This window comes from Terriglobia bacterium, from assembly GCA_020072815.1.
Classification (GTDB): Bacteria; Acidobacteriota; Terriglobia; order Terriglobales; family Acidobacteriaceae; genus Angelobacter.
In genome coordinates this window covers 58,837-76,964 of the sequence record JAIQGE010000017.1, presented here as the reverse complement: position 1 = coordinate 76,964, position 18,128 = coordinate 58,837, and the positions used below count along the sequence as shown (strand labels likewise).

Annotated in this window: 13 protein-coding genes; 5 read left to right on the top strand and 8 right to left on the bottom strand. The window is 59.6% G+C overall.

Annotated features, from left to right (window positions below; translation table 11 throughout):
* Positions 1-197 precede the first annotated feature (197 nt).
* Positions 198-4,034, top strand: a complete 3,837-nt coding sequence (locus LAO20_18920; protein ID MBZ5533507.1) for a 5'-nucleotidase C-terminal domain-containing protein — start codon at positions 198-200, stop codon at positions 4,032-4,034.
* A gap of 341 nt (positions 4,035-4,375) precedes the next feature.
* Here LAO20_18920 and LAO20_18915 read toward each other — a convergent pair whose 3' ends face one another.
* The 3 genes from LAO20_18915 to LAO20_18905 all read right to left on the bottom strand — a co-directional run bounded on the left by LAO20_18915 (position 4,376) and on the right by LAO20_18905 (position 6,929).
* Positions 4,376-5,065 carry a class D sortase gene (locus tag LAO20_18915; protein MBZ5533506.1) on the bottom strand — a complete coding sequence of 230 codons (690 nt, stop codon included), beginning with the start codon at positions 5,063-5,065 and terminating at the stop codon, positions 4,376-4,378.
* A complete protein-coding gene (locus LAO20_18910; GenBank protein ID MBZ5533505.1) occupies positions 5,062-5,928 on the bottom strand; it encodes a VWA domain-containing protein in 867 nt (288 codons plus the stop codon). The genes LAO20_18915 and LAO20_18910 overlap by 4 nt, the downstream gene beginning before the upstream one ends.
* 347 nt (positions 5,929-6,275) lie before the next feature.
* Positions 6,276-6,929 (bottom strand): hypothetical protein, encoded by a 654-nt coding sequence (locus tag LAO20_18905; protein ID MBZ5533504.1) that lies wholly within the window; start codon positions 6,927-6,929, stop codon positions 6,276-6,278.
* A gap of 851 nt (positions 6,930-7,780) precedes the next feature.
* Here LAO20_18905 and LAO20_18900 point away from each other — a divergent pair.
* Positions 7,781-8,953, top strand: coding sequence for a thrombospondin type 3 repeat-containing protein (locus LAO20_18900; protein MBZ5533503.1), 1,173 nt, complete (start codon positions 7,781-7,783; stop codon positions 8,951-8,953).
* Between the two features lie 99 nt (positions 8,954-9,052).
* Here the strand turns inward: LAO20_18900 and LAO20_18895 are convergent, their stop codons facing one another.
* From LAO20_18895 to LAO20_18875, 5 genes are all read right to left on the bottom strand, one after another.
* Positions 9,053-9,655 (bottom strand): GNAT family N-acetyltransferase, encoded by a 603-nt coding sequence (locus LAO20_18895; protein MBZ5533502.1) that lies wholly within the window; start codon positions 9,653-9,655, stop codon positions 9,053-9,055.
* Positions 9,655-10,326 carry a dienelactone hydrolase family protein gene (locus LAO20_18890; GenBank protein ID MBZ5533501.1) on the bottom strand — a complete coding sequence of 224 codons (672 nt, stop codon included), beginning with the start codon at positions 10,324-10,326 and terminating at the stop codon, positions 9,655-9,657. The genes LAO20_18895 and LAO20_18890 overlap by 1 nt, the downstream gene beginning before the upstream one ends.
* A gap of 87 nt (positions 10,327-10,413) precedes the next feature.
* Entirely contained in the window at positions 10,414-11,481 is a 1,068-nt protein-coding gene (locus LAO20_18885; protein MBZ5533500.1) for a hypothetical protein, read from the bottom strand.
* A 119-nt stretch (positions 11,482-11,600) separates the two neighbouring features.
* Positions 11,601-13,265, bottom strand: a complete 1,665-nt coding sequence (locus LAO20_18880; GenBank protein MBZ5533499.1) for a glycerol-3-phosphate dehydrogenase/oxidase — start codon at positions 13,263-13,265, stop codon at positions 11,601-11,603.
* A 130-nt stretch (positions 13,266-13,395) separates the two neighbouring features.
* The gene (locus LAO20_18875; protein ID MBZ5533498.1) at positions 13,396-15,213 is read right to left on the bottom strand and encodes a diguanylate cyclase; all 1,818 of its coding nucleotides are present in this window, start codon (positions 15,211-15,213) and stop codon (positions 13,396-13,398) included.
* Here LAO20_18875 and mazG point away from each other — a divergent pair.
* From mazG to menC, 3 genes are read left to right on the top strand one after another with little or no spacing between them, the layout of a single operon-like run.
* On the top strand, positions 15,212-16,132 hold the full coding sequence (gene mazG, locus LAO20_18870) for a nucleoside triphosphate pyrophosphohydrolase (GenBank protein MBZ5533497.1): 921 nt from the start codon (positions 15,212-15,214) through the stop codon (positions 16,130-16,132). The two genes, LAO20_18875 and mazG, sit on opposite strands and share 2 nt — an antisense overlap.
* Positions 16,129-16,920 carry a GNAT family N-acetyltransferase gene (locus LAO20_18865; protein MBZ5533496.1) on the top strand — a complete coding sequence of 264 codons (792 nt, stop codon included), beginning with the start codon at positions 16,129-16,131 and terminating at the stop codon, positions 16,918-16,920. Before mazG ends, LAO20_18865 begins: the two co-directional genes overlap by 4 nt.
* A 37-nt stretch (positions 16,921-16,957) precedes the next feature.
* Positions 16,958-18,073, top strand: coding sequence for an o-succinylbenzoate synthase (gene menC / locus LAO20_18860; protein ID MBZ5533495.1), 1,116 nt, complete (start codon positions 16,958-16,960; stop codon positions 18,071-18,073).
* Positions 18,074-18,128: the final 55 nt, after the last annotated feature.

Genomic DNA, 18,128 nt, shown 5'->3' with positions numbered 1-18,128 from the left:
CCCCGCAAGTATTCAGGGCAACCAGGCCGCATCCCAGGATCGAGGCTCTTCCTCCTATCATTCAATTGGAATTTTTGCGAGTTTTTCTCCGGCTCGCAGTCCATACAGCGAAAGGCTTTTATCCGGCTTTAGCGTTGTAGTAGTCAATGTCCGAGCCACACCTATCCCAGGGCGTGTCCGATTCTGTGGAGGCACAGATGCAGCGTTTCAACTTCCTACGCGTCACAATTTCGGTTTTCTTTGCTGTCCTTTTCTGCGTTGCCGCCAGAGCGCAGGCGCAGGATCCGGTCAACATGAAGGTGTTCTACACCGGCAGGCTGTTGGGGTACTTCCGCATGACGAACTGGCAGTCGCCTGACGACCGGGAGTGCCCGACCTCGCAGGATGAAGCGCTGTATCCGCTGGGTGAGCATTCGGCGCAGAGCATCTCGGCCCAGGTTTTTCCTGCGCTCACGAGCCCGTTACCTTCCATCCTCGTCGGGACCGGCGACAACTTCGCGCCGGAGCTGGCGGCGCGGGAATTCTGTCTGCCGCCCAGGCTTGCGGCATATCCGCAGGACCTCGGCAAAGACCTTTATGTCTGGAATCCGTCGGTCAACGGAGGGCCGGGTGATTGGGTGCCGAACGCGGCTGTCACGGCCGGCAGCGCCCTGGATGTCCTGTTAAGGCGCGGACAGGGTCGCATTCCCGAAGACAATGTCGCCAACTTCTTTATTGCCAAAGGATACAGCGCGCTTGTTCCAGGGCGACACGATTTCTATTTCGGGCCGGAACGGCTGCGCCAGATGGCACGCCTGCTGGCTTCCAGCCCGATCCCGGCGGCGGTGACCGCCCCACGTCATACGGCCACGGTGCAGATGCTGGGCGCGAACCTGGTGATTGAATCTTCGTGGACTAAAAACCACGATCCCCTGTCTGACACGGAACGACCGCCAGTGTTTATCCCCGGGTACCCTGTGGCGGCTGATCTTGTAGCGGCCGCCTCGGCGGCCGGCGTTACCGTTGAGTTTTCAGGAGTGAAGGATGGCGGCAGCGTGTATCCGTGGTTTACGGGCGTGAAGGTGAAGGTCAAGGGCACGAATGCCGCCACGTTCGCGGCCGCGTTGCAGCTGGCGCTGCAGGGACTGAATCCGCGAATCTGCAAGGTGCCGCGGGCCAACAGCAAATCTGATTTCGACAACCCGGCCAATAACGACGAAGATCCCGCCCTGTTTCAGACCACCGCATGTACGGTTCTTAACGTTGATGCGGTGGCCGGTGACGCTCTGAGCTTCAATCTGATGTTCCCGTGGCAGAACGCGACTCATTCGGCGACTCTCCTGGCGGGGGAACGCTACCGTCTCTGTTTTTCGCACAGCGGAGCGGGGAACCCGCCTTTCTGCGTACGCTTCTCGACTTATCTGCCGCTGTTTCAGTCTTCGCTCGGAGCGCAATGCCCGGCGGCCAACCCCGGCTGCCTGGAACGAAATCCCATGGCGCTGTGCCGGGGCGCGGCCGTCTGCGGTCATCCGCAGCACGACCCTGAGCCGTATGCGCTGATCGCGGGCAATCCCCCGGTTCCCGACAGCAATGATGTGGTGGTGTTTGGCGTGGTTGATCCGCATCTGAGCGATACCGTGGGCCTGCTGAATCTTGCATGGCGCAACGACAGTTCGGACTACAAGACGCAGGTGGCTTTCAAGGACCCTGCGGAAGCTCTGCAGCAGTTGTCGGCGTATTTTGACCGGCGCTACAGCGAAGAGCATGGGCAGGCCTTCAAAGGCGTCCGAGTGCTGCTGGCGCAGATGAGCCCGCAGCAGGCCCAGGTTCTGGCGCGGCGCTCCTCCAACGTGACTGTCGTAGTGAGCGCCGCCGATTCCGAGATTGCGACGCTGGCCAGGGCCGAGACCAACTGGTCCACGCCGATGGGGACATCAAGAAGAATCGACCCGCCACCGCCATCGCCACTCGATAAATCCACGCCCCAGTTTCTGGCCGTGCCCTATCCTCATTATGTGGCCGGCAAAGACGGGTCGTCGCCTTCCTGGGTCACCGATGTAGGAGAACTGCAGATTACGCGCACCGGCCCGGTGGGCGCCACGGTATGGCAGACGGTCTCAGCTCACCAGCGCTACGATACCGAGATCGGAATTGATCCGCTGCAGCAGGCGTCATGGTTCACAACGATACTGTACCCCCGGAGCAATGCTTTGTGCGTGCCGAGGGACGTCACGCCTCCGTCTGGGGTCGACGACCGGCAGCGACGCCAGGACTATCTCGAAACCATTACGCTATGCGCCATTCAGGGCGTGACCGAGGCCGACATCGCCATGCTGCAGAAACGCGATATTTTCGTCGATCTGCCTAACTATGTCGACCGCCTGCCCCTGATTCACAGATCCACGCAGTCGATTCTCGATCGCATCGTGTGGAAGGGCGATTTTCTGCAGCTGATCTACATGCCCGGGAGCGCCATCAAGAAAGTCATGGACCAGTCGAAGGCCTTTCAGGCAGAAAACGATTCGCCCCTGACGCTGGCCGACGAGCGCAACCGCCAGTTGATTACGCTGGGCATCGACTACGACTCTGACCGCAAAGAGTATAAGGTCAACGGTCTGGCCCTTGACCCGAACAAGCTCTATTCCATCGCGACCAGTGAATTCATTGCCATGGGTGATACCGGGTATCCCGATTTTGCGGCATCGCAAATGAGTCCGCCACAAACGCCTGCGGAAGCGGGCGAATCGCTGGAGACGATCAGCAGCATTGTCTGCCAGAAGATCGCGAACCGGGCCCAGTGCGGGGGGGAACTCAACTCCGCAGAATACTTCGATTCAAGCTCCGCGCTGCCGGATGACCCGCGCGTCGGCAGGACCTCAGGCCGACAGTTACAGCTCTGGAATGTGTTTCACCGTCGCGGCCATGTGCCGCAGGGAACCGCGCCGAAAGTCAGCATTCAGACCGCGGCGAGCCAGTTGATCAGGAACCGCCCCTTGTGGGATTTCAACCTGGCCAAGTGGACTCTCGGTCTCACACGTGTGACCCATACCGGCAACAATTTCGATGTGACGTCTCTTTTCGGCGGTCTCGCGAATTCACAACCCAGCACCGTGTCTTCCACCGCGTGGACGAGCGACCTGGCTGCCACCTGGAGCCGCAACTGGCGCAGAAACCAGCTCTTTGTCTCGCCCGGCTATACCTTCAACTTTCAACACAAAGGCCAGGCTGACGATCTGGACCAGGTCACGCAGGCGGCCAATCTCGGCTTTCTCGATACCGGCTACGCGTACACGCTCAATCCGCGTCAGCCCGAGCGCCATGAATTTCTGATGACTACGCACTTCGAAACACCGCTGATGGAAAGCGTTACCAGCATTAAACTCAAGACTACGCATAAGGGCGAAGACGGCAGTGACATCAAGGACCAGCTGCGTATCCACCTCGACCGCAGCTATACGGTCGCGTTTCGTCCCGGCTATCGCTGGAAGCGGCGCGTAAGTTCGGTTGAGTTCGGCCCGGAATGGAGCTACGAATTGAAGGCCCTGACCGGCATTAACTTCCTGACCGACGGCCATCCGGTGCCGCTGCGGTGCCCCTCCGATGTCGCGCAGTCGCTTTCCACGTGCGCCTCCAACGCCCTCAGCAACGACGCCACCGCGCTGAACACCCGGTCGGTGGTCTTCACCGACCGCCGCAACCAGGCCCACACCGGCGCATACTGGAAGATCAACATGACTGTTCCGTTCCACAAGCGCCTGAGCTATGTGCTCACCGATGGCGGGGACTACTTCTGGGTGAGGTATGGCACCGAGAACGCAGCCACCACCCTGCTGAAGGATTACTCGCAGCACCAGTTGAAGATCGATATCTTCCCCAGTCTTTCCATCGGCCCGGAATACGACGTGCTGCTTTACCGCAACAAAGCCGTCCCCGGAAGGAACGGCCATTTCCTGTTCCAGAGCCAGCTCCTCATCAAAGCCCAGTGGAGCTTCGACTGGTTCAACGGACGAGACTGGACGAAACAATGGTTCTATGCGCCGCCGGCGACGAAGTAAGAGGAGAGGTGCGGGAATTGTGTTTGTAAGCCGGCGCCCCATCCTTTCGCGGGAAGCTGGCCGTTGGTTTTTCAGCTTCAGCGAAAGGAAAACCGGGGGAAAGCCGGGGACAGGAAAGCCGGGGACAGGAAAACCGGGGACAGACGGGACGTTTTCTGAATAATGTGACGGGCGTGGCTCGTTTGGATCGAGTAGTACCTATAATTGAAAGCCAAGCCCTGGAATTTCACCGCAGAGGACGCAGAGGTCGCAGAGACAATGCACAGCCGAGGGCGGCTGTGCTCCACGAGTATCGTCAAAACCTCAAGGCTATTAGGCTTGCATTTTGGTCTGGCGATGCTTCATCTCACTCGGTGCGCATGCACAACAAATCTCTTGGGCGCCGGGCCAACATACGAGAACGGATAGCAAGTCACCAGCGTCAGCCGCGAGTCATCAGAGCTGTCCAGCACTTCAGTGTTCTGGGGTTCGACCACTTCAGTAGAGTCAGCTTGATAGCGGTACGACCCGGTGGCCGTCTCCAGGGTGATTTCGTCGTTCTTGCGGATGTTGCGCAGGGCGCGGAAGAAAGTGTCGCGATGTCCGGCGATGGCCACGTTCCCGCGCTGTCCGGGGAGCGCCGTGCCGGGAAAATGCCCGACGGCCCGCCGCAAAGTCCGCTCGTCAGTGCCTTCCATGATCATGGCGGCCAGGCCGATTCTCTGGATCTCGATGCGTCCCACCGCATGGGGTCCGCGGAGGGCGGTTGCCGTGGTGGCAGGACTCGCGGACAGCGGCTCAACGGGAGCAGGAGATTCGGAGAGAAGATCACTGTCAGGTATCGCGGGCGCTGAATTCTTCGCTTGTTCAAATTGCCGGTTCTGGTCGGCCTGATAGAGTTTCGCGTCGAGCAGTGTGAACCCGACGTAACAGAGCGTGAGGAGCGCAACGGCAAAGAAGAAGTATTGAAGCCAATCGAGCCATCTCTGCGCTGGTGTTCTTCGGGGCCGATCTTTCTGGCGCAACATCCGCGGGTTGCCGCCGGGTTTCATGGCCGGCCGCCTTTCTCCGGCGGCGCCGGCTGCGGCATCGACTGCACCCCAGTGCGTGCGTAATAACCGGCGCGGGTGCGGACCTGCAAAGCCCCCTGGCCATGCGCAGCGGCCTTGACCTCAATGGCGCGATAGGCCCCGTCCTGGTTCTTGTTGGTCGGGACGTAGGTGATGGTGTATTGGTTGCGAATATCACGGGCGATTCGCTCGCAGATGGGTACCACTTCCTTGATGGCCGTCGGCAAGAACGTCTCGCCGCCAGTCTCGTGGGCGAGTTGCTTGAGCACTTTGGGATTGCGGTCTTCATCGGTTTCATCAAAAAGGCCGATGGTGTAGATGATGGTCCCCGGCTGCCGCGCCATGGCGATCACCTTGGCCAGGTTGTTCCTGCTGGCGTTGTCGCCTCCGTCGCTGATGACTACCAGCACTTTCTTGTCGCGATTGCCCTTGTTGAGGTGGTCCAGCGCGACTGCCACGGCGTCATACAGCGCCGTCTCGCCATCGGCGGCAAACTTGGCCAGAGCAAGCTCTAACTGGGGCACCTGGTCAGTAAACGGAATGGCCGCCGGCAGGCCAAAGGAAACCCGTTCGTTGAAGTTGACCACAAACATCTGGTCCTGTGAGTTGCTGGAACGGGCAAACGCCAGAGCAGCGGCGATCACGTGCGAGCGCTTGGGCCGCATGCTCCCGCTGTTGTCAATCACCAAGCCCACGGTGACCGGGATATCTTCATGGCTGAAATGTTTGATCTGCTGCAGAGCGCCGTCCTCATAGACCTGGAAATCGCTTTTCTCCAGCCCGGAGACCAAAACGCCTCTCTGGTTCTGCACCGTCGCGTGCAAGACCACCAGATCGGTTTCCAATCGGAACGTAGGCTGTTGGCCCGGGCGGTTTTGTGAAGTGGAGGATGCCTGAGGCCGGGCGATACCCGGCAGAGCCGTAAGCAGAAAAACTACCGCTAGAAATCGCAGAGCGAAGTGATGTACAGCGGCGGTGCGTGTTTCGCAATCGAAAACGCTCAGGCTGGTCTCACCTGGCAGTTGTGGTCTGAATGGAGAAGGCCTTTTCATACGTTGAAGCCTTTTCTGAATTTCTGTGTGTTGGCCGAAGAAGTCTGCTGTTACGGTCGCGGTTGTTGGAAAAAGCGAGGTGGTACTCGCGTACCACCCAGCTCTCTCGCAATCTTGCGAGCATAACGAAGTGACTTTACTTAAGCAATGCGCTTGCGGAACATTGAAACCGCAAAGCCCGCGCTTAGAGTCAGCAGCCCAACCAGTCCAAAGAAAGGCAGAGGGCTGGCAGTGTGCGGCAGGGCCGCAGGCTGCTCAACGGTGGGTTCCATGATTTCTCCGCTGGGTTGAACGGTCTCAACCGGGGCCGTCTCGAAGGCCTCCAGAGGCGCGTTGGCTAGCTCAGTAGGTGTCTCGAGAACGGGTTCCTGTGTGCTCTTCGCCAGTTCAATGGCCCTGGCCTTGGGGTACACAAATTCCTGTCCCCATGTCCGTCCTGGATAGAACCAGGCGCGGATTGCTTGCGGCGTGCCGGTCGCCCTCTCGCGGAACGTAAGGACGGTCTCGTCAGTCGGGTGCAGGCGGTAATTGGGGATCGCCAGAATTGTCGTCAACACCTGGGTTTCGTCTTCGTTGAAGATTTGCACGATGTTGCGGTTGGATTGCGAGTCCAACAGCTTGAAAACGTATGTACCCGCCGGCAGGATCTGGGCGCCCACACCCGGTACCTCGACCGGCTGGCTGAAGGTAACGATGGTCTTCTTGTTCCACTCATCCGCGTTTGCCTGGGGCAGTACGAACAGACAGAGCGCAAGAATACTGAATGCGATAAACAAAGCCTTTGTGAATTTCATTGCTTCCTCCTTCTGAATCTTCGCGGCCTTGCCGCTGCGGAGGTTCGTGAGCGTCATATACGACGCAGATACGCGGTCCCTTCAGGCGCACCCATGTGGCAAGCGGTACGCGCGTGAGCGGAGTGGCATGGGCGACGATGTCGGTTTTTCAAGCTTCCATCCTGTAGATCAGACCCACACCAAGCCACACCCTAACGTAACAATTGCGTCGCGTGCGGGCTGTGACACAGGTCACCGCGGAGTGTGAGAAAGCAAGGACGCGGGGATGCGAGTAGTGTCCTAATTAGGACACCACCAGGATGCGAGTTAGGTAGAACAAAAATTGTGCCAGCATCGATCATCGGTCTTAACATGCTGTTTCCTCTGATGACGGTGGTGGGTGCGATTCTACTGCTGTGGGCGATTGATCGCGAAAAGAAAAAGAGCAAGGTCTAACTGGGGACGATCGGCAACCGGCCATCACCGCTTATAATTCAAATCTATGAATACCACTAGCTTCGTTGAAAGACTGACAGAACAGCGGGACCGCGTGGTTGCGGCCATCGAGGCCCTGCGGGGAAGCCGCACCGGCCACGCGTCATTCTCCGCACCAAGTAAGCGGCGCAAAATGAGTGCAGCAGCAAAGAAGAGGCTGTCGCTGGCTGCGAAAGCACGCTGGGCCAAGGCCAAAAAAGCAGGCAAGAACAGATTGTGACGCCGCCCGCTCAGCGCCGGGATGAATCGTCCTTAGTCACACCGGCGTAAGAATCGAGCCGCTGCCCGTTCTTTTGCAGGCCCGTCTAATTAGCTGGCGCTTTTTGACGGGCCGGTTCTTTACGGTAAGCACAGTCTCGATTCGCCAGGGGGCATTCATGAACTGGTGTTCCTCGCTGACCTTGCTCACGACTTTCTTTCTCGGCCTTTCGCTGGCGAGCGACAGCCGACGGGCAGAGCCTCCAGACATCGCAACTTTGACGAACGTCGTCGCCCTGGAGAAGATTGCGCAGACTGACCCGGAGGAAAATCCTGGCCGGGCCCTGCTCGGGCGTAGCACCAAGGAGCTACGAGTACGCGCCTACGCCCGCCTGGGCGAACTGGGCACGCCGGAGAGTCTGGCTGCGGCGCGCCGCATCGAGCAATTGGCCAGGGACAGCATGCCCGTGCCCAAGACGCTTAAGCTGGGAATCATCACCCATCCCATGTGGCATTTTTCTGACAATGAAGTACAGAAACCACTGGCCTCGGTGAAGGGAGCGGACGGCGTAACCTACGCGGTGATCCATGAGTACTTTTTGGGGGACGCCAACGATCTGTATCTCATCACCAGTACCAACCCTGAGGACAAAAGCTCCTGGCACGGACCCTATCTGCTGCCGCAAAAGATTTACCGCAGCATCAGCGAGCCTCGGTTGCAGGAACAGGTCCCGGGCCACCTGGTCTTTCGCTTCACACAGGATGAGCCCGGGCCGCGCGGGATCATGGAAGGCCACCTCCCGCCTCTGCAATCCGCCCCGGCTCTGGGTGAGCAGACCTGGCACATCTCCGTCGCCGACGTTGAGCGCGATTCCGACGGTGACGGCCTGACCGACATCGAAGAGCAAAGACTAGGCACCGATCCCCACAATCCCGATACTGACGGTGATGGAATTCCCGATGGCGCCGACCCCTGTCCCCTGTATTCGGCCAAGGGTGCGCCCGAGGACGAAGACGCGAGGATTCTGCAGAAAGCCTTCTTCGCCGAATATGGACTGAGCCAGTCGCGCTATCTCATTCTGGTTGGCCCCAAGTCCAAGCCCATCCAGGTGGCAGGCTACCGCGGACGCGTACTGTATCTCTCCAAAGAAAGAGAAGCCGCATGGAAGAAGGACCACCCGCTGGGCGGAATCTTTTTGAACTGGACCATCACCCGCAAGTCTACCGACGAAGCCACCGTGGAACTGCACGATTGGGAAGGCAAGCTGCAAGCAGGCGGAGTGACACTCCACCTCAAGCGCTATGGCGCCGAATGGTTTGTCGTCCAGGTTGTTCCGGGTGGCGTCGCTTGAGCGGGAAGACGGCCGGCAGTCGCGAACTAGCGGTACCGGCAAGAAGTGCGATTCCGTTTCGCGTCCTTGCGGCGCACTTCGCAAACTGTCTCGGCGCTTCTACGCCCCAGCTGCTGCCCGGTTCAGCTTCCACGTGAGGTGCGCCTTCACCGTGGGCCATTCGCCGGCAATGATGCTGTAGACGCAGGAGTCGCGGACGGTCCCTCCGGGCAGAATCTGGTTGTTGCGCAAGACGCCGTCCAGCTTCGCGCCCAAGCGCTCAATGGCCCGGCGGCTTTGATGGTTGAAGAAATGTGTGCGCAGCTCCACGCAGATGCATTCAAGGGATTCAAACGCATGCGTGAGCAAAAGCAGTTTGCATTCTGTGTTCAACGCCGTGCGCTGCACGCTCTTGCGGTACCAGGTGGAGCCAATCTCCACGCGCCGGTTGGGCGCGTCAATATTCATGTAAGTGGTCATGCCGGCGACTTTGGCCGTGCGGATGTCGCGAACGGCAAAGGGAAGCATGGTTCCTTTGGCTTGCAGGTCGAGCCGGCGGTCAATCTCCACGCTCATCTTGTCCGGCGGCGGAATTACGGTGTACCACAGCTTCCACAACTCGCCGTCTTGCACCGCTTCGACCAGATCGTCGTGATGGGCGTGGGTGAGCGGTTCGAGGACGGCATGCCTCCCGCGCAAAGTGATGGGTTCAGGCCATGCCATTACGCCAGCGCCTTCTCCAGGAACTTCATGGTCCGCTCCCACGCGGCCTTGGCGCTCTGCGCGTCGTAAACTTCAGGACGCGCTTCATTCATGAAGGCATGATGCGCGTTGTAGCGATACAGCTCGAATTTTGACTTCGACTGTTTGAGCGCGGCCTCCAGTTCGTCCACCTTGGCGGGCGTGCACCAGTCGTCCTGGTTGGCGAAGTGGCAGATGAGCGGGACCTTGATGGTCTTGGGATCAAGCACGTTGGCCGGCGGAATGCCGTAGAAACAGGCGCCGGCGTCCATCTCCGGGACGCGCCCGGCGGCCAGCAGCGTTAGCGCGCCGCCCATGCAGAATCCGCCCACGGCAACTTTCTTCGACGTCTGCTTGAGGTACTGCACGGCGCCGCGAATGTCCTGCTCGGCCGCATCGGGAAAGTTGACGCCCGCCATCATGTGGGCCGCTTCGTCGGCGGCGCTGGCGACTTTGCCACGGTAGAGATCCGGAACCAGCGCGTGGTAGCCGCCTTCGGCAAGGCGGTCAGCGGTCTTCTTGATCTGAGGATTCAGCCCCCACCATTCTTGAATGACGACGAAACCGGGCGCGCCGGCATCTCCCTTGGCCGAGGCCAGGTAGCCAGGACAAGTTTTTCCATCAGGACGCTTGAATTGAATGATGTTTCCCATGCGAATCCTCCGATGATCGATAGCAACACTCAAATGGTACAACCCTGGATTCCTGCGCGGAAGCGCGAACCACTCTTTTGCCTCCAATCATTCTTGATTGCCTGGCGACGCTGCGTGGGACAAGATCGCAGTTTTCTCTTCGACCGTACGCCAACCATTATTTCCCCCAAGCTCAGTCGCTTCGGCAATGATCCCTCCAAAGACTTCGGAATATTCAGGAAATCGGGTGGCGAAGGCCCTGATAAGCGCATGGTTCTTCTTTTCGATCTCTCGAGAGTCCTTCCATGGATCGGTCTCGTACGCAATCACCAAGTAGATTTTCCCATCTAGAGGCGTGAGATTGACACGGAGAATGGAGAACGGACCTGATGGCCCGGCGAAGGGGAAAGGAGCGCGACCGCGGAACTCCTGAGGTGGAGTGACCTGTTGTGCTTCCTGGTGAATGAGATCCTCCATTCCAGTGTGAAGGAAAGGACCGCGCCCGGCGAGACTGGCGGCGCCGGAGTACAACAAGCCCGCGTTAAGGGCGTGTCCGCGATTTTTTTCCGCCCGGGCCATCGCGAGAAAATCCTCTGCCTTCTTGCCTACGGCAGTTTGTATCGTTGCGTGGAAGGCGTTCACCTCCCACGTCCCAGCGTGCGGAACCAGCCAAACAGAAATGATCCAGCTTTCGTGGCTGGTTGTGCTCCTGGCTGAGATCAGCGTATACGCTTGTTCAGGGACCTTTTGTATTGCCACAGTCACGCCGAGCTCAGGATGGGCAATATCATTCGAGCAAATGGCGACGCCATTGGTCTTTGAGGTATCTCCCCATCCGGTTACGGTCATGATCTTTTCGAGGCGATAGCCTTCGAAGTGGCGCGCCGGCTTAAATACCTGCAAAACTTGAGCAAATTGATCTTTGGAAGTGTTGGCCTTTGCGGCGTCGCTGAAATGGGCGTAAGCAGCGTCCATGTAGCCTTCAACGGCCAGCTGGACGAACAACATGCTGGCCCCGAAAATCTCCAACTGTTTCTTTCGATCAATGCCCTCCGCGTCGTGACATTTGTAAAGAAATGACGACTGGCATCCGCCGGACAAGACCAGGGCCAGAACCAACAAGCGCGGCGATTTTGCTTGCTTTCGGTTCCAGAACAGCCCATTTACGGTAGGCATAGCGGAGTCATTCTAACAGTTGCGCTCTTAGTGAGGCACAGCGTTGCGCTACAGCGCGAAGCGGGCCACTCACGATCGTCTAGTTGCGTCTTGGCGAAGTTCGTAAGAGACGAGTCGGCTTACGTGCTCTCGGTCTTCATCAGCGGCCGCGCTTCAGGTGTGGCGGCATCAGGCGTGTTGGGGACTTGTCTTGGGTGCAGGAATTTCTCGCGTTCTTGCTCCAGGCTATCCAGTTCCTGGTGAATGCGCGCCTGGTCCCAGCCCAAGGTGCCGCCGATTTTCCGTGCGGCTTCTCGGCTGCAGGCTTCTGACCAGCATGCGCCCAGGGCCACGGGAACGCGACGCAGAACAATATCGCCCAGCGTAATCGCTGACTCGTGGGCCACCGCGTCCACGGCTTCAGCCACCAGGTGGCAACTGTGTGCGCAGATGGGTTCGCGCAGATGCTCGTCCAGCGACGCGGCATGGGCAATGGCCAGAGCGTGACGACCGTGCCATTCGGCAATGCCTTGCGCGCAATCCTCACGAATGCGGGCTTTGCTGGCCACGGTGTGCGACCATTGCCGCACCACCATGTCCACGCCTTCTTCTTGTGCCGGCGCGGCAAAGACGTTCACCGGCTCAGGGACTGGGATGCCGATCTTGCGGGCAACGTCGCGGGCCAGGCTGGCCGCGGTGGTCAGCTTGCCGCCGATGACGGAGATCATCCCGGCGGCGCCGTCATCTTTGTGGTCAAACAGGACATGCTTGCGCGTGACCGCCGAGTAGGACTTGCCCGGGGCGTAGGGCAGAGGACGAATTCCGGCAAACGCATAACGCACATCCGCCGGCGTGAGCCCGGAGTGCGGGAAGATACTGGTAAAGCTGTTGAACAGGTAGTTGATTTCATCAGCCCTGGGCTGGGCGTTGTCCGGCGCGGCCGAGTCGGCCACCTCTGTGGTACCGACCAGCACTTGGTGGTTCCAGGGCAGCACGAAGATAGGACGTCCGTCGAGCGCTTCGGTATAAACGGGATTTTCTGGCGCGCCCGCGAATTTGGGCAGCACCAAATGCGAGCCGCGCACTCCGCCCACCATGCGCGCGGCCTTGATGCCGGAAGAGCCGGCAACCAGATCAGCCCACGGGCCGGTAGCGTTCACGATCCAGGTGGCGGAGACCTGGTATTCCTGGCGGGAGATTTCGTCGCGCAGGCGGACGCCGGTAGCGCGGCCGTTACTGTGAATAATCGCCAGTACCTTGGTGTGGTTGCGCACCAAAGCGCCGGCTTCGACGGCCTCAACGAGCCACTCGGCCACCAGGCGTTCCGGGAATTCGCACTGCGCGTCTTCGTAGGAGTAAATCGCCCACTGCCGGCCGGAGTCGAGTTGCTGTTCCAGGAGGCGCAGGTCAGGCGGAGCAGACTTTTGCTCGCCGGCCCAGCGATGGTACAGCCACAGGCCGGTGCGTACCGCCAGCGAACTGCGGAGCAACGAGCGCGCATGTCCCGGCAACACCAGGAGAAATTGCTGCGCGCGGACCAGGTGCGGCGACTGGCGAAGCAAGCGTTCGCGTTCACGCAGGGACTCGCGCACCATGGCGATCTCGCCCTGTTCCAGATAACGCAGCCCGCCGTGGATAATCCGCGTAGACCGGCTGGTGACTCCGGAGGCGAAGTCGCTTTGCTCCACCAGCAAGGTGCGTTTGCCATGGCGAGCACACTCTCGCGCAATGGCCACGCCGTTGATGCCGCCGCCGATCACCAGGACGTCAAAGCCCTGGCCTTGCTGTGGTAAAGAGCGAATCATCTACCTCTATTGTTGGATGCTTTGGGGCGAAGAAACAACATTACTTCGGAACACTACTATCCAGGCTAGAACTAGAAGGTTAGAGGTGGCTTAGAAAGAAACGGATTAGAAAGGGGTAAGAGTCCTTGCTTCAGCTGCGGCCGGTGATGGAACGCACCTGGGCGCGCGCTTTGTCCTGGTCGGTCTCAGAAGCGGGCGGCTTGGCGCTGGCGGCTTCACTGAGGCGGACGCAATCGCAACCGCTGCGTTTGGCCTCATACAGGGCGTCGTCGGCGTAGCGCAAAAGCTGGCTGGAGGCCACCGCGCCATCCTGCGAATAAGACACGCCAAAAGATGCGGTAATCTTGCCCAGGCGGTTGCCGGCATAGTCGAGCTGCAGTTTAGAGACGGCCGCGCGCATCTGCTCCGCGCGCTCCTGCACGCTCTCCAGCGTGCTCTCCGGGACCACGGCGAGAAATTCCTCTCCGCCGTAGCGGCAGACAATATCTTCCGCGCGGACCGACCGGCGCAACAACGCGGCAATCTCTTTGAGCACCAGGTCGCCGGCGTCGTGCCCGAATTTGTCGTTGAAAAGTTTGAAGCCGTCAATGTCCGCCATGATCAAGCCGATGCCGGCGCCGCCGCGCGCTGTCCGGCCCAGTTCCTGTTCCAGGGTGGTTTCCAGAAACCGCCGGTTGTACAGCCCGGTGAGCGGATCGCGCAGCGACTGGTGCTGCAGCTTCTCTTTCAGCTTTAGGTTGGCCAGCCGCAGCGCGGCGTATTCGCCAATCTGCTGGATCAGCGCCAGCCGGTTTTCCGTGAACATTTCAGGATTGGGAGCGCTTAAATGCAGCACGCCCAGGGTTTCTCCCAGCGCGGAAAGAGGAAAGCAAATGTAGGTGGCGGGGACGGCTGCGGTGAAGTGCCGGCAATCAATGCCCTTGGGCGAATTCAAGTGCGCATGCAAGCGCCCGCCGCGGACGGCGCAGCAGTCTTCGCGGGAAAACACCTGATGTAAAGGAGCGGCTTCCGGCGACGGCCAGATGGCCTGCGCATCCATCGCATCTTGCGAACTATCAATCGCAAAAACCGTACCCAGGCTTTCCGGCATCAGTCGTTGCAGATAACTGGCGGCTACTTTGTAGGCTTCCGTGGCGCTTACGCAGATCTGGAAGTCTGCCTGGAGCTCATTCAAAAGCCGGCTGTTTTCCGATTCGCTCTTGAGCTGCAGGAGCGAACCCTCCAGGCCGGTTTGGGCCAGCAACGCCTTTTGTTCCGCGACGCGAAGCTTCTTGGAATCCCGCATGACCAGCAGAAAGAGCACGGCCATGAGCCCGCTGAACACCATGGTGCGGGAAAATACGCTGCGCGTGATCTGGCGGGAGCGCACCTGCGCTGCCTGGTTGCGGTCGCGCAGCAGGCGTTCCTGCTCGTCCTTGAAATTTTGGATGGCATCGCGGACGCGGTCCATCTTGGCATCTGCTTCCGGCGAGTGATAAATGCGTTTGGAGTAGTTGGAATAGACGTCGGCGCGCAACTGTTGCAGTTCGTCGGTGATGAAGCCGCGCAACTGCTTGATGCTGGCCTGATGTTCAGGATCTTTTCCCGAAACACGGTCCAACTGTGTCCAGGTGCGCAACACGGCGCTTTCAAAATTGACCCTGTCCTGCTTTTCCGGGGTAAGCACGTAGTGGAGCCAGGCTTCGCGGGCGTCCTGCAGGCCGTCTTCCACGCCGTCCATTTCATGCAGGACTTCATGGGTTCGCTGCACGTAGGCCTGCGCGCTGAGCAATTCACGGGTGCTGGAGTAGCCATCCCAGGCGGTCAGGGCGAGAAACCCGAGCATCAGCACGAATGCAGCGGGTAGCAGCTTGCGGGCCTCCAAGGCGCCTTTGAGGACGTCACGGATTTGGCGCAGTAAAGGCCAAAGCCAGACCTCTCCTTTGCTGTCGGGCACAAAAGGAAACATGGGCGTCGTGTCTTTCAGAGGGTCCGGAAAGTTGGGCAATGATAGCATTGATTTCGTGTCCACCGGAGAAAAATTCGAGAGAGCGGTTGCCATCATGGCCCGCTTGCGCGCGCCCGGCGGTTGTCCCTGGGACCGCGAGCAGACCTTCGACACCATTAAGCGTTACACCTTAGAGGAAACGTATGAAGTGATTGAAGCCATTGACAACCGCGACTGGCAAGAGCTGCCGCAAGAGTTGGGCGACTTGCTCCTGCAAGTGCTCTTCTACTCGGAAATGGCGCAGGAAGAAGGACGGTTCAATATTGATCACGTTCTCGATGCGCTCAGCAACAAGTTGATCGCCAGACACCCGCACGTCTTTGGTGACGTGAAGGCAGAAGACTCGCAGCAGGTCCTCAAGAATTGGGAAGCCATCAAAGCGGAAGAAAAAAAAGCGCGTGTGCAGGGCGACGGAGAGCCGCACGAGAGGGAAGCGTTGCTGGACGGCGTCTCCCGCAAAATGCCGGCGCTGATGGAGGCGCATAAGATTAGTTCCAAAGCGGCCCACGTGGGCTTTGACTGGCCGGAACTTGCCGGGCTGTTCGATAAACTGGAGGAAGAGACGCGCGAGTTGCAAGAGCACATTACCCAGGCCACGGCCGGCGCGCTGCGGCCTGGGAGCAAAGAGAAAATCCCGGACGAGTTGCATGCGCGGCTGGAAGACGAGCTAGGCGACTTGTTTTTTGTGCTGGTGAACCTGGCGCGGCGGCTGTCCGTGGACTCCGAATCGGCCTTGCGCAAGACCAACCGAAAATTCCGGCGGCGCTTCGGCTGGCTGGAGGAACAACTAACCAGTCAAGGCAAGACGCTGGAAAGCGCCACGCTGGACGAGATGGAAAGCCTGTGGCAACGAGCCAAAACTTTTGAGGACCGCCCGTGACCACCACCGCGACCGCCGCTGATCGCATCACCATTCGCAAGTGCAGCACTATCGCCGAATTTAAGGCTTGCGTTGCCCTGCAAAAAGAAGTCTGGAACTTTGACGACGTTGACCTGATTCCCCTGCGCATGTTCGTGGTCAGCCAGAAGATTGGCGGCCAGATCATTGGCGCGTTTGACGGCGGCGAACTGGTGGGCTTTGCGTTTTCCATCCCCGGCACGCGCGCCGGCCAAGCTTACCTGCACTCCCACATGCTGGCGGTGCGCGAGAGCTGGCGCAATTACGGCCTGGGGCGCAAGCTCAAGCTGGTCCAGCGCGATGACGCCATCGCGCAAGGCTTTGAGCTGCTGGAGTGGACCTTTGATCCGCTGGAAATCAAGAACGCTCACCTGAACATGGTGCGGCTGGGGGCCATCGCGCGGCGCTACAGCGTGAACCATTACGGATACTCGTCGTCGCCGCTGCAGGGCGGGTTGCCCACGGACCGCTTGGTCGCCGAATGGTGGTTGAAGTCCAAGCGCGTGGTGAACCTTCTGGAGAAGGGCGAGCCGCCAAAATTCGCCGTCGAGAAAAAGATCAACGTGCCGGCGCAGATTTACGCGTGGAAGTCGTCCGAGGACAACCGGCCCAAGGCCGCGGATGTGCAGAAACGCAATCGTGAACAATTTCTGGCCGCCTTCCGCGAAGGCCTGGCAGCGCTGGGCTATGAGCGCGATGCCGAAGGCAACGGCGCTTTTTTGCTGGGACGCTGGGATGAGCGCTGGTCCTACGCGTCTTCATCCGAATAAGAAGATGCGTTAGCCTAGGCCCCCAGGAGGGCATGGAATGAAGATTGAAGCCGTTACCCTGCGCGAGATCCACATGCCGCTGGTGCACTTTTTTGAAACCAGTTTCGGCCGCACCACGGAGCGCCGCATCCTTTTGGTCACGCTGCACACCGACGGCGCGGAAGGCTGGGGCGAATGCGTGGCCGGCGAGGACCCGTTTTACAGCGAAGAATCCGTGGACACGGCCTGGTACGCCACCGAACGCTACCTGGCGCCGGCGTTGCTGGGCAAAAACGTTGAACGCGGCGCTGACGTGCCCGCGCTGACCGGCAAGATCCGCGGACATCGCATGGCCAAGTGTGCGGTGGAAAATGCCGTTTGGGACGCGGAAGCGCAGCAGAAGCAAGTCCCCCTATGGAAGTTGCTGGGCGGTACGCGCACGGAGCTGGCATGCGGCGTATCCATCGGCATACAGAATTCACACGAGCAGCTTCTTGAAAAGATCGCCACCGAACTGAGCGCGGGCTACCGCCGGATCAAAGTTAAATGCAAACCCGGCTGGGACGTGGAAGTCTTCGAGAAAATTCGCGCGCGCTGGCCGGACATCGTGCTGAGCTGCGACGCCAACTCAGCGTATACGCTGGACCAGAGTGAGCATCTCAAGACTTTTGACCGCTTCAACCTGCTGATGATTGAGCAGCCGCTGTGGCATGACGATTTCTATTTTCACGCGAAGCTGCAGAAGCAGCTCCAGACGGCCATCTGTCTGGACGAAGCCATCCACGGCCGCCGCGACGCGCAGGCCGCCGCTGAACTGGGCGCGTGCCGGATCATCAACGTGAAAGTCGGCCGCGTGGGCGGATTCACCGAAGCCATCGCCGTGCACAACGCGGCCCAAACCGCGGGGCTTCCCGTCTGGTGCGGAGGCATGCTGGAGTCGGGCATTGGACGCTCGCACAACATCGCGCTTTCGACGCTGGCGAATTTCAGCTTGCCGGGCGACGTCTCAGCGTCCAAGCGCTACTGGAAAGAAGACATCATTGAACCTGAGGTTGAGATCTCCGCCCAGGGATATATCCCGCTGCCGCAAGGCGCAGGGCGCGGTTTCAAGATCAGAACAGATCTGATTGAGAAACTGACGGTGAGGAAGAAGCAACTAGCAGCTAGCACCTAGCAGCTAGCAACTAGCCGCTAGCTTCGCAACGCTTAGTGCCAGACAGTCTGGTAAT

What these genes read in the sequence shown, in the direction of transcription:
- LAO20_18920 (MBZ5533507.1), top strand. Translation starts at nt 198, where the DNA reads ATGCAGCGTTTCAACTTCCTACGCGTCACAATTTCGGTTTTCTTTGCT.
- LAO20_18915 (MBZ5533506.1), bottom strand. Translation starts at nt 5,065, where the DNA reads ATGAAACCCGGCGGCAACCCGCGGATGTTGCGCCAGAAAGATCGGCCC.
- LAO20_18905 (MBZ5533504.1), bottom strand. Translation starts at nt 6,929, where the DNA reads ATGAAATTCACAAAGGCTTTGTTTATCGCATTCAGTATTCTTGCGCTC.
- LAO20_18900 (MBZ5533503.1), top strand. Translation starts at nt 7,781, where the DNA reads ATGAACTGGTGTTCCTCGCTGACCTTGCTCACGACTTTCTTTCTCGGC.
- LAO20_18895 (MBZ5533502.1), bottom strand. Translation starts at nt 9,655, where the DNA reads ATGGCATGGCCTGAACCCATCACTTTGCGCGGGAGGCATGCCGTCCTC.
- LAO20_18890 (MBZ5533501.1), bottom strand. Translation starts at nt 10,326, where the DNA reads ATGGGAAACATCATTCAATTCAAGCGTCCTGATGGAAAAACTTGTCCT.
- LAO20_18885 (MBZ5533500.1), bottom strand. Translation starts at nt 11,481, where the DNA reads ATGCCTACCGTAAATGGGCTGTTCTGGAACCGAAAGCAAGCAAAATCG.
- LAO20_18880 (MBZ5533499.1), bottom strand. Translation starts at nt 13,265, where the DNA reads ATGATTCGCTCTTTACCACAGCAAGGCCAGGGCTTTGACGTCCTGGTG.
- mazG (MBZ5533497.1), top strand. Translation starts at nt 15,212, where the DNA reads ATGGGCGTCGTGTCTTTCAGAGGGTCCGGAAAGTTGGGCAATGATAGC.
- LAO20_18875 (MBZ5533498.1), bottom strand. Translation starts at nt 15,213, where the DNA reads ATGTTTCCTTTTGTGCCCGACAGCAAAGGAGAGGTCTGGCTTTGGCCT.
- menC (MBZ5533495.1), top strand. Translation starts at nt 16,958, where the DNA reads ATGAAGATTGAAGCCGTTACCCTGCGCGAGATCCACATGCCGCTGGTG.